Consider the following 14,048-nt stretch of genomic DNA (forward strand, 5'->3'; position numbering starts at 1 on the left):
GGTAAACAGTATTTAACTGTTTAGTGGGTTATCAATGCTACAGCAAGGTGGGCAAGGTGGCAAAGCTGTTGCTATCTGTGCGGAAGAACTGAGTGACGCAACTGCTTCATTTTCCTCACTCATCATGCCGCGCGCCGCTACGGTCGTAACGCTGAGGATGTCGTTGTCATTGGCGTCGTAGCCTACCAGTATCAGCTTGGGCGCACCAGTATCATCCAAGCCGTAATAGGCCCGCACGCCCACACAGTCGGTCTGGGATAAAATATCGTTCAGGGTAGCAGCAGGAATGCAGTGTCCTTTAATACCGCCGGGATTCTGGGTGCGATAATTGCGGGTCCAGTCGCTGGCTTGTTGCAGGTCGTTGGTGGCCATAGGTGTGAGGCAGAGAGAGTATGAGGAGCAGAAGTGGCCAAATATAAATGATATCCTATACCCGATAGGCCCGGGCCTGGTTTATTCTTCGGGATATTCCTCGTCCTCCTCTTCCAGGTTCTCGAACACCTGGTCAATGGCCGTTTCGGCGGAGCGCAGCTTCTGTTTGCACAGGCGAATCAGCTCGGCGGAGCGCTGTACGCGGGCCGTGAGGTCGTCCACGTCCACGGCATCGGTTTCGAGGGCGCGCAGAATGGTTTCCAGCTCTTCAATGGCCTGGCGGTAGGTGATATTCGGGGGTGACATAGGCGGGGAAATACGGTTAGGGAAGAAACAGCGGCAGTTGCCCGCCCACGCGGGCCGGCACTACCGCCGCATCGGGGAGGCGCAGCAAAAACTCCTGGCCCGGCCGCAGCGGGCCTTTCCAGGGGCGGCCTTTGGGCGTGAGCAGGCGCACGGCCGGCCCCTGCGGAACCGGCTGGCCGTGCACCTGCGCCAGGCGCAGCTCCTGGCGGTGCAAAAGGCGCAGAGCGGCCAGCTGCACGGCAAACTGCCGGTGCAGCAGCTGCTCGCGGCGGCGGCGGTGCAGCCAGCGAAACCGTTTGGCCAGCGCCCGGCCGCGTAGCCGCAGCCCCTGCTCCTGGTGGCGCAGGGCGGTGCGGGCGGCCCGGTGCAGCTGGTGCCGCCGCCGCGTAAGCAGCTGCTCCTGCTGCCGCAGCTGCGCTCGGGGGGCCTGGGCCGACAGCCGGATACGCTGGTGCAGCAGGTGGCGGTGGTCCTGGAGCTGAGTTTGGGCGGCCGCGTGGGCGTGCCGCAGCCGGCGGTTGAGCCGCGTAGTTTCCTGCTGTACCCGGGCCTGGGCCAATTCCCGGATGCGGCCCCCGTAGCCTTCCAGCGCCGCCTCCAGCCGGGCCAGCCGCTCTATCAGGAAGGCGGCTACGGCGGTGGGCGTTTTCAGGGCGAGGTGGGCCGTGAGGTCCACCACGGCCTCATCCCGCTCGTGGCCGATGCCGGTGAGTACGGGCAGCGGAAACGCGGCCACGGCGGCGGCCAGGCCGTAGTCATCGAAGGCCAGCAAATCGGTTTTGGAGCCCCCACCCCGGATAATCACCACGGCATCAAACTCCGCCCGGCGCGGCCGAATGGCATCCAGCGCCGCCCGAATGCTGGCCGGGGAGTCGTCGCCTTGCATGGTAGCCGGAAACAAAAGGAGGGCGAAGTCATAGGGTGCCTCACGCAGCTGCTGCACAAAATCCTGCCAGCCGGCCGCCGTGGGCGACGATATAACGGCCACGCGCTGCACGCCCAGCGGCAGGGTCAGGCGTTTCTGCCGCTCCAGCAGGTCCTGGGCCTGGAGCTTGCGCAGGGTTTCCAGGCGCAGCCGGGCCAGGTCACCCACGGTGTAGGTGGGGTCGAGGGCCACTACATCCAGGCTCAGGCCAAACTGCTCATGAAACTTCACCTGCACCCGCAGCATCACCTTCAGACCGGTGCGCAGGGTCAGGCCGGTTTGTTCCTCAAAAGCGGCGGAGAGCTGCTGGTAGCGGGCACTCCAGATGGTGGCCCGGGCCTGAGCCTTGAGCTGGGCCCCGCGGCCGGTGGTATGCTGGTCGGAGAGGGTGAGGTAGCAGTGCGCACCGTAGGAGCGGGGCAGGGTGAGGTCGGCAATTTCGGCCACCACCCAGTAAGAGTCGGCAAACCGCTCACTCAGCGTCTGGCGCACCCGGGCCAGCAGCTCGCTCAGGGGCATGGCGGCCGGGGGCAGGTGTTTGGCAGCGGCGGGGCCCGGCTCGGGGCGGCGGTTGTACAGGGGCATTGCAGCAGTAAAGGTAAGGGGGAGTGGGGGTGAGTTGGATAGCTAGAGCTATCTACCCATTCACTCCATCCCCAATGCAACGGCTAACGGTAGGGGTTCGTCTTTGCGTTCCGCAAAAGCAGCGGCCCGGATTTTCTTTTACCTTGCCCCTTCCATTGCATTCCCCACTCCACCAGTTCCTACCTGTATGAAGAACCGCAACAGCCTTTCGCTGGCTGCTCTGACTGCCGCCGGCCTGTCGTTGGCCGGCTGCGCCTCCAGCAAAACCGCCGCGCCCACCGCGGCGGCCTCCACGCCCGCAACCACTACGCCCGCCCCAGCCCCCGACCCCGCCGGCACCGGCCTCAACGTGGCCAACATCGACAAGTCGGTGAACCCCTGCGACGACTTCTTTCAGTACGCTTCCGGTAGCTGGCTGAAAAATAACCCTATCCCGGCCGCTGAGGTGCGCTGGGGCTCGTTCAATGAGCTGGCCGATAAGAACAACGCCGTGATGCGCCAGATTCTGGATGAGTCGGCCGCCAACACCTCGGCCGCCAAAGGCTCCAACGCCCAGAAAGTAGGCGACTACTACGCCTCGGCCATGGACTCCATGAGCATTGAAAAAGCCGGCCTCAAGTACCTGCAGCCCGAACTGGCCCGCATCAACGGCGTGAAAGACCTGAAAGGCCTGCAGAACGAAATCGTGCGCGCCCAGAAGCTCCAGACCGGCGCGTTCTACAACGGCTACGTAGGTCAGGATGACAAGAAAAGCGACGAGTACGCGGTAAACCTGTTCCAGGGTGGCCTGAGCCTGCCCGACCGGGACTACTACCTCAAGGACGACGCCCGCTCCAAGGGCATCCGCGCGGCCTACACCACCTACCTCACCAACACCTTTAAGATGTTGGGCGAGAATGAGGCCACGGCTGCCAAAAACGCGGCCACGGTAATCCGCCTGGAAACCCGCCTGGCCAAAGCCAGCAAGAGCCGCGTAGACCTGCGCGACCCCAACGCCAACTACAATAAGATGACGGTGGCGGAAGCCAGCAAGCAGTTTCCCAACCTGAACCTGCCCAACTCGCTGGCTCAGATGAAGCTGAGTTCGGCCAAAACGGTTATTGTGGGCCAGCCCGCTTTCTTCAAGGAAGTAAGCACCATGCTCAAGCAGGAGCCCCTCGGCGACCTGAAAACCTACATGCGCTGGCACCTGGTATCGTCCCTGACTTCGGCTCTGCCCAAGGCCTACGGCGACGAGTCGTTCCGCTTCTCGCAGGTGCTGAGTGGGGCCAAAAAGCAGCAGCCCCGCTGGAAGCGCATGCTGCGCTCCACCGACGGGGCCCTGGGCGAAGCCTTTGGGCAGGTGTACGTGGAAAAGGCCTTCACGCCCGCTACCAAGCAAAAGGCCCAGGAGATGGTGGCCAACATCAAGGAGGCCATGGGGGAGCACATCCAGAAGCTGGACTGGATGAGCGACGCCACCAAGGCTGAAGCCCAGAAAAAACTGGCCGCCTTCACCGTGAAAATCGGCTACCCCGATAAGTGGAAGGACTACTCGGCCCTGAACATCTCCCGCGAATCGTACCTGAAAAACGTGCTGGCCTCCCGCGAGTGGGGCTTCAACGACAACGTGAGCAAATTCGGCAAGCCGATTGACCGGCAGGAGTGGGGCATGACCCCGCCCACGGTGAATGCCTACTACAACCCGTCGATGAACGAAATTGTGTTCCCGGCCGGTATCATGCAGCCTCCGTTCTTCGACCCCAACGCCGACGACGCCGTGAACTACGGTGGCATGGGCGCGGTCATCGGCCACGAAATCACCCACGGCTTCGACGACCAGGGCCGGCAGTACGATGCTCAGGGCAACCTGCGCGACTGGTGGACCAAGGAGGACGCCGCCAAGTTTGAGCAGCGTGCCGACATGGTGGGCAAGCAGTACTCGGCCTTCTCGCCCCTGGACTCGGTGTTTGTGAACGGCAAGCTGACCATGGGTGAAAACCTGGCCGACTTCGGCGGGCTGGCTTTGGCTTACTCGGCCCTGGAAAAGCAGCTGGCCAAGCAATACGCCTCCGGTGCCCGGCCCAAGTTCGATGGCTTCACGCCTGAGCAGCGCTTCTTCCTGGCCTGGGCCCAGGTGTGGCGCACCAACGCCCGCCCCGAGTACCTGCGCCAGCAGGTAATGACGGACCCCCACTCGCCCGCGCAGTACCGCACGGTGGGCCCGCTTATGAACATGCCCGAGTTCTTTGAAGCTTTCGGCTGCAAGGAAGACGCCAAAATGGTACGCGCCCAGGCTGACCGGGCCCGCATTTGGTAGTACTTATCTGGCCGATAGTTATTGGCTGTTAGCTGATGGCTTACCGTTGAAAAAAGGCGTTCCGTGCAGAGCACGGAACGCCTTTTTTGTGTCTGGGTCAGCGGCGGGGCGTTGCCGGGCTGGGGCGAACCGGTGAGGTTAGCGAAACGGCTCTATCTTGCTCCATGCAAAATCTTGTTCGGGCCCTGATAGGTGGAAGTATGCTGGTGCTGGCGGCCTGCCGGTCCAACGTCAACGTGCAGGAACTGGTGCAGCAGCCGCAGGTCGGCGACGTGTACGTGGTGCAGTTTCAGCCGCCGGGCACTGCCAAGCCACAGTTCTACCTCTACCGGGTGCAAACCGTGCGCCCTGATGCCGTGGATTTAGCAGCGGCCCGCCAGCCCGTACCCGAACTGCCCACAGCCCCGCCCGCGCCCGCTAGCTTTTCCACCACCCTGGAAACCTACACCCGCGCCGAAGCCCTGGAACTGCTGCACGAGCAGCCGGGCGACATCAACCACGCCCGGCTGGTGGAAGTGCTGCGGTAACGAGTGGTTAATCACATACCGGTCCGGCGGGCGTAGCCTGGCGGGCCGCCTGTCGTTGTCAGAAACTCGAACGGTACCCTCACAACGTCGGCGGGTGGTAACCGGCCCATCGGCCCGACAGACCAGCTTACTTCAATATCTTCACCTTGATGCCCACGTCCTGTACCGGCCACTTGTCGTTGCCCACGGGCTCGGCGGCAATTTTATCGATAACGTCCAGGCCCTCCACCACTTCCCCGAACACGGTGTACTGCCCATCCAGGCTGGGCACGCCGCCGGTGGTGGTGTAAGTGCGCAGTTGGGCGGGCGTGAGCGTGCGGCCGGTGCTGGATTGGGCTCCGTACTCCGTCAGCTTCTGGCCCTGCACAATGTAAAAATCGTGGCTGGAGGACAGGCGGCCGGGGTTCTGCTCGTCGTCGTAGCGGGCCATACCCACGGCCCCGCGCTTGTGAAAATGTTCGGCCCGGATTTCGGGGGGCAGGCGGTATCGGCTTAGGCGCAGAGCCAGCTTATCGGAGGTACCCCCCTGAATAGCAAAGTCCTTGACCACCCGATTGAACACGGTTTGGTCGAAATACCCCTTGCGGCTGAGTAGTAGAAAGTTGGCCGTGTGCAGGGGCGTTTCCTCGTAGAGGCGGATGCGCATATTGCCGTGGCGGGTCTGTAGCAGCACTTCCCGGCCCGGGTACTGGCGGCCGTAGTCAGTGAGCAGCTGCACCACGTTGGAGTCGGCCAGGGAGCGAAGGTCGGGGCCAGGAGCTTCGGCTTTGGCGACGGTGGCGGCCGTATCGGGCTGGGGCTGGTTGCAGGCGGCCAGCAGGCTCAGGGCGGGTAGCCAGAACAAACGGAGTTGCATCGGAGGCAAGCAAGTAGGTGGGTAGAAGCGCAAGAAACCAAAAAAGTGCGGCCCCGCCGGAGCGGAGCCGCACTTTCATGCTATACGGTGCCGGCAGGAGCCGCCTACCAGCCCGAGCCGCTGGGCGTATCCCACCCATCAGAAGCAGGTTTTTTCTTGGCCTTGGCCGGTTTGTCGACTTTGGTTTTCTCCTTTTGAGTGGGGCCGTCGGCGGGCTTGGTCTTCATTTTGACCTTGGTAGTGCCGGCCGGGAGGGCGGGGGCACCGGGCACCGGGCTAACGGGGGCGGCGGGGGCCGGTTTGGCAGCTTCCGCGTCGACGGGCAGTGGGGCCATGTCGCGGGCGGCGTTGATGAGGTCGGGGCGGACTTCGGCGGCTACCTTCTGCATCGACAGCAGCAGACCCTGCTCCAGCAGCAGGTTATCCTTCCAGGCGTCCATTTCCGCGTCCAGCTTCTCTTGTTCCTCCTTCGAGGGCTTTTTCTTCAGCAAGGTGCTCAGGTCGGGGGAGCCGGCATCTTTCCAGGCCGTCATCCACATGGAGGCCACCATGGTAGGGGCCAGCTTCAGGCGGAAGGCCACCTCCCCGCCTACTTTTTCGTGGTAAGAGTCGGCAAAGGCATCGGAGTAGGTGCGGCGGGTTTTGCCATACTTGTGGCTGAACACGTACTTGGTTTCGGGCGTGTACTTGCGGGTCACTTCCTCTTCCTTGTCGAAGGTGTCGCCCAGGAAGCCGTACGATTCCTGAATTACCTGCCAGATGCCCTTCAGCGGGTCTTTCTCGTAGCGGCCCGGCTCGTTATTAAGCTTGTACTTGCCAATGTGGCGCTCGGGTAGCTTGCTTTCCCAGAGCGAGTGAATGCCCTCTTGCTTGGTGAGCTGCCCGTCGTAGTTTTCGGTGGTGTGCAGGGGCACGTAGGCATCGGCCACATAGTGGCCTAGGTCGGCCGAGAGGGCCAGGATGGCGGTGGTATCCTTTTCCCGGAAAGCCGTAGTGAGCTTTTCCTTGGTTTCCATCACGGCCCAGGGCAGAGTACCGTACTTGCGCAGGGTATCGGCGGTGTATTTGGCCACGGCTTTATCCCAGGCCTTGGGCATGAGGCCGAAGGGGTCGTCGCCGTAGTGGTCGATGTCGATGAAGTGCTTGCTGGCCTCGGTGGGGTCTTGGTCGCGGCGCTCATCGGGGGCGGTGCTCAGCTTCACCAGCTTGCCCATGTTGCGGAAGTAGAAGCTGCGCATGCCCGACGGCAGCGAGTACACGGCCAGCTGGGTGATGGTGCGGTGCCCAAAAAAGCCCCAACCCGGCGACAACACCGGGCACAACAGCACGATAAAAAGGGTGAGTAGTAGTTTTTTCATGGCACGGTCCTGACGAAGGAAAGACGAGAGGCGAAGGTACAAACCGCCCGCTTGACGTGCTGATTTTTTGCGGGTTGCCCGCTTGAGCCAGCCGGCCGAAACCGGAAAACCGCGTATCATTAGCGCCATCCTACCCCTATCTGCCCCACCCGTGACGCTCATTTCCAAAAAGAAAATAAACTACGCCATCCGGCCCCGCCTGCGCGCTTACCTGCACCAGTACGACCGGGAAACCCACCTGCCCGTCACCTACCAGGAACTCACGCGCTTCACAGGCTCCTTTCCGCTGCTTAACCGCCAGGGCCGTGACACGCTCTGGGAAACGGTGTACTATGAGCCCCAGGCCCTGCGGGAGCTGAGCGAAGGCCTGGCCGAGGTGTACGCCCTGCTCAAAACCGCCGGCGACTTATCCTTCACCGACCACCTGGTGGCCGACCGGGTGGATTACTGCCGTTTCGGGAACAGCAACCCGTTTCGGGTGCGCATCGTCAACCAGCTCAACGACAACTACGACTATTTCTACGTGAAGCGGGCCGATGCCTCGCGGGTGTACGGTCTGGAGCTGGAGCACCTGCTGAGCCCCAACAGCATGAACTACCTGGTGCACGGTGATACGCTCATTGAGGAGCACATTGCCGGCATCCCCGGCGACGACTTCATCCGCGACCATCTGCAGCGGCCTCACCTCAACCAGGTGCGCATTGCCAAGGAGTTCGTCAAGTTTAATGAGCGGTGCTTTGCCCGTTTGCTGGGTGATATGCGCGCCTACAACTACATTATTGATGTGACGCCCGACTTCGAGGATGAGCAGTACCGGGTGCGGGCCATCGACTTCGACCAGCAGTGCTACGAGGGCAAAAAGAACATGTACCTGCCCCAGTTTTTCAAGGATAACCGGGCCGTGGTGCAGCTCTGCGGCCAGCTGCTCACGCCCGAAAGCATCCGCCAGTACCAAACCGAGGAGCGCACCCTCATGGCCCGGCGCGTGCGCTCGGAGCGCCACCGCCTCAAGGACCTGATGGACTGCCTGCGCCACGATGAAGTCTCGCCCGCGGAGAAGGTCAACCAGCTCAAGCAGCAGCTCAACCAGCACCACCGCACCCAGCAGTTCAGCCGCTGCCGCAGCATGGGCGACGTGGTACGCCTCAACCTGAAAATTATGTTACTGGCCCCCAATAAGGCCTTGGAAGGGTAAGGGTTGCTAGTTGCTAGTTGTCAGGTGTTAGGCTGTGTGAATAGTTGCGCCGAAAGCACGTCATGCAGAACGTAGCATCTCACGTGCTGGTGTCTGGATTGTCGTTGCAACGTTGGCGTGCGAGATGCTTCGCTAAGCTCTGCATAACGTGCTGTGTACGATATTTCGTCTGCTGTCAACACGTACCAGTACAGGTCTAACAACTGACAACTAACAACCCGCCACTACCATCCGGCAGCTACCTTAAGCCGGGGCCAGCTGCTGCCGTTCGATGAGCTCGTTTAGCTTCTCATAAATAAACTCAGTGGCGCGCTGGCGCAGGGCGTCGCCGGTGCCTTTGAATTGCTCCCGGTACTCATGAGCCTTGCCCTGGAACAGCACCGTAACGAACACCGTGCCTACCGGCTTTTCGGGCGTTTCTGATTTGCCGGGGCCGCAAAGGCCGGTTACGGCCACGCACACATCGGCGTGGGGTAGTTGGCGATGCAGGCCCAGGGCCATTTCGTTGGTGGTTTGCTGACTCTCGGCGGAGTAGGCCGTCAGGGTGGCTTTCTTCACGCCCAGCAGCCGCTGCTTGGCCTCGGGGTGATAGGTCACCACCGAGCCCAGCAGCACTTCGCTCACGCCCGTGGCCGAGGCCAGCTGGGCGGCGGCCAGCCCGCAGGTGCAGCTTTCGGCCAGGGCCAGCGTAAGCTTGTGCTTGAGGAAATTCTGGACTAGCTCGTCAGGAACGGACTTTTTCATAGCAGGGAAGGAATGTACCCCGCCTACGCACGCCCCTCCGGGAAGGGTGCAGCCGAGCTTGCAGCTACCCCAACAGTAGTAGGCGGCAGGCTAGCAGTTCAGAAACCGGTAGCCCACCGCCCGCAAGTGGCAAATAGATACGTTCAGGAACAAGGAAGCCCGGTTGCGCGGGCCATGTTATCGTCCTAGGCCAACCACTATGCCCACCGAAACCTCCACGCCCCCAGGGCTGATAATATCCACGAAGTTCCGTAGCTGCGGTGAAGGGTTATAGGCCGGATCATACACTACGGGGTTGCCACCAAGCCGAACACCGTAGCCACCCGTGGCCAGTAAGCCCACCCGGCCCGGCTGCCAGCGCACCCCACCCCGCAGGTGCAGCGTTGCGCTGGAGGCCATGGAATACACGGCCTGCTCCCCATTCAACTCCACTGATACTTGATCAATACGTCCGGTGCGCACTACGTTGGCACCCACGTAGGGCGTAAACGTGCGTTCTGGTTTAAGAAAATACCGAGTGCCAATTCCGATTTTACCACCGATACCGATGCCCAGGCCACCGTTTATATCCCAGTTTGGAGTGAGGTGGTGCGCGTACGAAACGCCAAAGCCGTATGGGGCTCCCCAACCCAACTCCAGCGCCAGGCTACCTTGGTAGCGCGGGTAGTCATCGTCGGTGGGGCGCAACGGCAGCTGCGGGTAAGCGGGGGCAGGCGTTGCCTGAGAGGGCGTCATGCCGGGTTGGGGCCGGCTGTTCAATTCCGTTTGGGCGTGGGCTTGGCCCACAGTAAAATATGCCAGCCCGCCGGCTAGTAGTAGCGTAGATAATTTCAGCATGTGATAGGGTAGAAAAGTGTGGCTATATAGCGTCGGGCAAATACAAGGCCAAAGTTTCCGTTGTCCTATTCCTGCCGGTACACTACCCCCTGCTTCATCACGAAACGCACCCGCTGCATGGCGTTGATGTCCTGCACCGGGTCACCTTCCACGGCTACCACGTCGGCCAGCTTGCCGGGCTCCAGGGTGCCCAGGGTGCTGGTTTGGCCCAGCAACTCGGCGGCCGATACGGTGGCGCTGCGCAGGGCCTCGTAGGCGGGCATACCGGCCTCCACCATGTAGCGAAATTCCAAGGCATTCACGCCGTGCCGGTACACCGAGGCATCGGTGCCAAACGCAATTTTAACGCCCATTTTGTAGGCTTTGCCGAAGGTGCCCTGCAATTTGGGACCGATAGCCAGGGCCTTGGGCGTTACTAGGGGCGGATAGTAGTTCGGAATTTTGGCGGAGTCGGCTACCGATTTCCCGGCCGTGATGGTGGGCACATACCAAGTACCGTTTTTCTTCATCAGCTTCATGGTTTCCTCGTCCATGAGGGTGCCGTGCTCGATGCTGGTGACGCCCGCCCGAATGGCCCGCTTCATGCCCTCAGCCCCGTGGGCATGGCAGGCCACGGCCAGGCCTAAATCCCGCGCCGTTTCCACCACCGCCCGTATTTCCTCCTCCGTAAACTGCGGGGCCGAGCCATCCTTGGCCACGCTGAGCACCCCGCCGGTGCTGGCAATCTTGATGAGGTCGGCCCCGCGCTTGTACTGCTCGCGCACGGCCTGCCGGCCCTGGTCGGGGCCGTTGGCTATGCCCTCGGCCGGGCCAGGCATACCCATCAGGTCGAGGCGGTAGCCGTTGGTAGGGTCCATGTGGCCGCCCGTGCCCGATATGGCCTTGCCCGCCGTGAAAATGCGCGGGCCCGCCACTTGCCCCCTATTAATGGCGTTACGCAAAGCAATGTTCACGCCGGAGCCGCCCAGGTCGCGCACGGTGGTAAAGCCAGCCTGCAGGGTTTTGCGGGCATATTCCAGGGAGCCAAACGCCACGTCGGCTGGGTTCTGGGTGAATTCCTTGAGGTAGTTGTCCTTGCTGGTTTCGCCCTCCAGGTGCACGTGACAATCAATAAGGCCCGGCAGCACGGTGCGGTTTTTCAGGTCGATAACCTTATCCTGGGGGTTGGCAGGGGCCGAGTAGCCCGACTCCACGGCCACCACGCGGCCGTTTTCCACCACCAGCGTTACGGTGGTACGGGCCTGCTCGGTGCGCATATTCAGCAGACGGCCGCAGTGCAGGTAGGTTTTCTGGGCCTGAGCGGTTGGGGCCAGCAGTAGGCCGGCGGCTAGCAGAGGGAAGCGTAGATGTAGGGGCATGGGTAGCGGCTGAAAGTGGGAGAGATGGGGGAAGATAGGGGAGAAATAAATGCTGCATGCAGCCTAATTCCACCGCAGTCCGTATCTTTTGCCGCAACCTCATTCATTTCCCATCAACCCTCTGCCCCATGGCCACTCCCGAAGAATTTGAAGCCGCCGCCGCCCGCAGCAAAGAACTGACCGCCAAACCCGACAACGCTACCCTGCTTAAGCTGTATTCCCTGTATAAGCAGGGCAGTGAGGGCGACGTATCCGGCGACCGTCCGGGCGGGTTCGATTTCAAAGCCATTGCCAAGTACGATGCCTGGGCCGGGCAGCGTGGCAAAAGCCAGGACGAAGCCCGCCAGGAGTACGTGGATTTCGTAAACTCCCTGTTCTAGCCCGTTCAGGCACCAAAAAGCCGCCCCGCTCAGCATCATGCTGGGCGGGGCGGCTTTTTGGTGCCTGAACAGGCGTTAGGCCAGCGGAGCCGCGCCGGCATCGGGAGTGGCGGGAGGCGTTATGGGTGGCGTGGCTGGCTTGGGAGCGGGCAGGTCGAAGGCCTCGGCATTGTGCTCGAAATGGCCCTTGTGCGAACCGTCGCAAAAGGGCTTGTTTTTGGAGAGGCCGCAGCGGCAAATGCTGATTCGCTCCCGGCCACCGAGGCCGTAAGAATTGCCCTGGGCATCAACCAGCTCGAAGTCGGTGCCATCTACGCGCAGGGAGCCATTGCTCAGGACGGTGAGTTTTGTGGCCATAAAAGAAGAAAGTGGGAGTGAAGAAGAGAAAGAAAATACGGTAAAATCTACAGGTGCTTACGCATTACGTAGTCGTTCATCCAGTAAGGGCCAATGGCAATGTCCTCCTCCCGGTGGCGCTGAAACCCCTGGTGCTCATAGAAAGCCTGGGCCGGGTTATGCCGATTCACGTTGAGGTCGAGCATGTGCCCGCCGGCCTCGCGCACGGCCAGCTCCACCGCCTGCAGCAGGCGCTGGCCCAAGCCCATACCCTGGCGGGAAGGCAGTACGTATATTTTGTGGAGCTTGTAGAGGCCCGCCTCGCCCTGCTCGGAGAAGGAAGCATAACCAGCCGCCTGCTCATCTACGTACAGCAGCAGAAACGTGTGCCCTTGCTCCGTCATCTGTCGCTGGAGCGAAGCGGGGGTATAAATAACCCGGTACATGTAATCAATCTGCTCCCGCGAAATGATGAAGCGGTACGTTGGCTCCCAGGTGGCCTCGGCCAGTTGCATGATGGCTGGCACATCGGCCAGCGTGGCGGCCTGAATACGAATTGCGGGGGCTTCGGTAACGGACATAGCCAGCAAAAAACGGCATTATCTGCGGCAAAACCGAACCCAAATACCGGTTTCATTCGTTTTTTGGGCCGGAAATTGCCTGCTTCCAGCATACAGGTCCGGACTGGGGAGCCGTTTCTGTTGCTTCTTTTCCACTACCCACCTTTTCTCCTTACTTGCCCTATGAAACTTCCTGTTGCCTATACTTTGCTCACGGCGGCCAGCCTACTGGCCTTTTCGGCCTCGGCCCAGCAAACACCCCGCAAAACCACCAAGCCTGCTACCGGCACGGCCACTACGGCCGGCCTGGAACGGGATTTAGCCGATTTTAGCGACTGGGTAAATGATAAAGTAAGCCGCGCCGCTACCACGGCACGCCGTGAGCTGCCGCGCATCAGTGAGGAGTTTGACCGCCAAAGCCGCCGCATAGATAAAGCCGTGGATAGCCTCACGGTGGAAGGTAAAAAGGAATACAGCACCCAGAAAGTGCGCTACCAGCGCTGGGCCACCCGCCAGGATAGCCTGGATGCCGCCGCCCGCCGCCCCGCTACCGCCGACCAGGCCCAGCGCCGCTTGCTTAATGAAGATGTCAACATCAGCAAGGCCCGCGCTACGGAACTGCCCGACCTGTACTTCCGCCTGGTAGAAACCATGCGCACCGATAAAAAGGACTGGACCCAGGCCGATTGGAGCGCCGCCAGCGCCGTACTGAGCCGCCTGAATGCCCGCTACGACCAAGTGCGCGACCAACTGCCCCTGGAGGAGCGGTTGCGCATCCGGAGCCTGCAAGGGGAATTCCGGACCCTGGAAAAAGCCCGGGACGTGAAGGACGTTATCCGCGAATAGTGCCTGCGTACAGTGCTATACTGGCCCCGGCTGCTCAGGCAGCCGGGGCCAGTGCGGTTTGTATACGTGCCTATTGAGGCAATGCTGCAGTGCGAGGCGGAAGCCCTTGCCGGCGCAGCCATTGCCAGGCCGCCGGTACATCCTGAAACATCTGGATAGGGATATACTGCCTTACTCGCTCGAAAAACTCCATACTAGCCAACTGGTTGTGCATGTCGGGCGAGAATACGTAGGCTATACTCCGCAACCCACCCTCCATAGCCCGGGGCAGCCACTCGTATTCCAGCCAATCCATGGCCTCCACCCAGTCGCCGGTAGCGTTGGTTTTGTCATTCAGCAGGAGGGTAAACGGATATTGCCCCTGCAGCTTCAATGCTTCCTGGGCCACCAAGGTTACCTCACGGCTGGTTAGGTTGCCAAACCACCGCACGTATAACACCTTTTGGGGGGCGGCGTACTGCAGCTCCACCAACACTGCCCCATTTGCATCCGGCAGGGTACCAATCGGCTGTAAGTGCAGCGAGTCCATATGATGAGGCGTAATATAGAGCGTACACTATTCTT

Annotated in this window: 16 protein-coding genes; 5 read left to right on the forward strand and 11 right to left on the reverse strand. The window is 61.4% G+C overall.

Features of this window, described 5'->3' with window-relative positions; all coding sequences use genetic code 11:
* Positions 1–12: 12 nt before the first annotated feature.
* The 3 genes from ROI90_RS15210 to xseA form a co-directional block, all read right to left on the reverse strand.
* Positions 13–372, reverse strand: coding sequence for a hypothetical protein (locus ROI90_RS15210; protein WP_315999209.1), 360 nt, complete (start codon positions 370–372; stop codon positions 13–15).
* A gap of 81 nt (positions 373–453) precedes the next feature.
* Entirely contained in the window at positions 454–678 is a 225-nt protein-coding gene (gene xseB / locus ROI90_RS15215; protein ID WP_315999210.1) for an exodeoxyribonuclease VII small subunit, read from the reverse strand.
* 16 nt (positions 679–694) lie between these two features.
* Positions 695–2,188, reverse strand: coding sequence for an exodeoxyribonuclease VII large subunit (xseA, locus tag ROI90_RS15220; RefSeq protein WP_315999211.1), 1,494 nt, complete (start codon positions 2,186–2,188; stop codon positions 695–697).
* A gap of 187 nt (positions 2,189–2,375) precedes the next feature.
* On the opposite strand from xseA, the gene ROI90_RS15225 reads away from it, so the two are divergent.
* Positions 2,376–4,487: a M13 family metallopeptidase gene (locus ROI90_RS15225; RefSeq protein ID WP_315999212.1), complete on the forward strand. Its 2,112-nt coding sequence runs from the start codon at positions 2,376–2,378 to the stop codon at positions 4,485–4,487.
* Positions 4,488–4,651: 164 nt separating this feature from the next.
* A complete protein-coding gene (locus ROI90_RS15230; protein WP_315999213.1) occupies positions 4,652–5,014 on the forward strand; it encodes a hypothetical protein in 363 nt (120 codons plus the stop codon).
* A 127-nt stretch (positions 5,015–5,141) separates the two neighbouring features.
* Here the strand turns inward: ROI90_RS15230 and ROI90_RS15235 are convergent, their stop codons facing one another.
* On the reverse strand, positions 5,142–5,870 hold the full coding sequence (locus ROI90_RS15235; RefSeq protein ID WP_315999214.1) for a peptidylprolyl isomerase: 729 nt from the start codon (positions 5,868–5,870) through the stop codon (positions 5,142–5,144).
* Between the two features lie 104 nt (positions 5,871–5,974).
* Positions 5,975–7,228: a zinc dependent phospholipase C family protein gene (locus tag ROI90_RS15240; protein ID WP_315999215.1), complete on the reverse strand. Its 1,254-nt coding sequence runs from the start codon at positions 7,226–7,228 to the stop codon at positions 5,975–5,977.
* A 151-nt stretch (positions 7,229–7,379) separates the two neighbouring features.
* Between ROI90_RS15240 and ROI90_RS15245 the strand changes: the two genes are divergently transcribed.
* On the forward strand, positions 7,380–8,423 hold the full coding sequence (locus tag ROI90_RS15245; protein ID WP_315999216.1) for a hypothetical protein: 1,044 nt from the start codon (positions 7,380–7,382) through the stop codon (positions 8,421–8,423).
* Between the two features lie 243 nt (positions 8,424–8,666).
* Here the strand turns inward: ROI90_RS15245 and ROI90_RS15250 are convergent, their stop codons facing one another.
* The 3 genes from ROI90_RS15250 to ROI90_RS15260 form a co-directional block, all read right to left on the reverse strand.
* A complete protein-coding gene (locus tag ROI90_RS15250; protein WP_315999217.1) occupies positions 8,667–9,167 on the reverse strand; it encodes a CinA family protein in 501 nt (166 codons plus the stop codon).
* 177 nt (positions 9,168–9,344) lie between these two features.
* A complete protein-coding gene (locus tag ROI90_RS15255) occupies positions 9,345–10,004 on the reverse strand; it encodes a hypothetical protein (protein ID WP_315999218.1) in 660 nt (219 codons plus the stop codon).
* Between the two features lie 65 nt (positions 10,005–10,069).
* A complete protein-coding gene (locus ROI90_RS15260) occupies positions 10,070–11,362 on the reverse strand; it encodes an amidohydrolase family protein (protein WP_315999219.1) in 1,293 nt (430 codons plus the stop codon).
* Between the two features lie 128 nt (positions 11,363–11,490).
* Here ROI90_RS15260 and ROI90_RS15265 point away from each other — a divergent pair, with 128 nt between their 5' ends.
* Positions 11,491–11,742 carry an acyl-CoA-binding protein gene (locus ROI90_RS15265; RefSeq protein WP_315999220.1) on the forward strand — a complete coding sequence of 84 codons (252 nt, stop codon included), beginning with the start codon at positions 11,491–11,493 and terminating at the stop codon, positions 11,740–11,742.
* A 75-nt stretch (positions 11,743–11,817) separates the two neighbouring features.
* Here ROI90_RS15265 and ROI90_RS15270 read toward each other — a convergent pair whose 3' ends face one another.
* Together ROI90_RS15270 and ROI90_RS15275 are read right to left on the reverse strand one after the other, a co-directional pair.
* A complete protein-coding gene (locus ROI90_RS15270) occupies positions 11,818–12,099 on the reverse strand; it encodes a CDGSH iron-sulfur domain-containing protein (protein WP_315999221.1) in 282 nt (93 codons plus the stop codon).
* A 47-nt stretch (positions 12,100–12,146) separates the two neighbouring features.
* A complete protein-coding gene (locus ROI90_RS15275; RefSeq protein ID WP_315999222.1) occupies positions 12,147–12,659 on the reverse strand; it encodes a GNAT family N-acetyltransferase in 513 nt (170 codons plus the stop codon).
* Positions 12,660–12,821: 162 nt separating this feature from the next.
* Between ROI90_RS15275 and ROI90_RS15280 the strand changes: the two genes are divergently transcribed.
* Positions 12,822–13,484 (forward strand): DUF6565 domain-containing protein, encoded by a 663-nt coding sequence (locus ROI90_RS15280; RefSeq protein WP_315999223.1) that lies wholly within the window; start codon positions 12,822–12,824, stop codon positions 13,482–13,484.
* Positions 13,485–13,554: 70 nt separating this feature from the next.
* On the opposite strand, the gene ROI90_RS15285 is transcribed toward ROI90_RS15280, so the two are convergent.
* Entirely contained in the window at positions 13,555–14,013 is a 459-nt protein-coding gene (locus tag ROI90_RS15285) for an STAS/SEC14 domain-containing protein (RefSeq protein ID WP_315999224.1), read from the reverse strand.
* Positions 14,014–14,048: the final 35 nt, after the last annotated feature.

Source organism: Hymenobacter endophyticus (assembly GCF_032464715.1).
GTDB lineage: Bacteria > Bacteroidota > Bacteroidia > Cytophagales > Hymenobacteraceae > Hymenobacter > Hymenobacter endophyticus.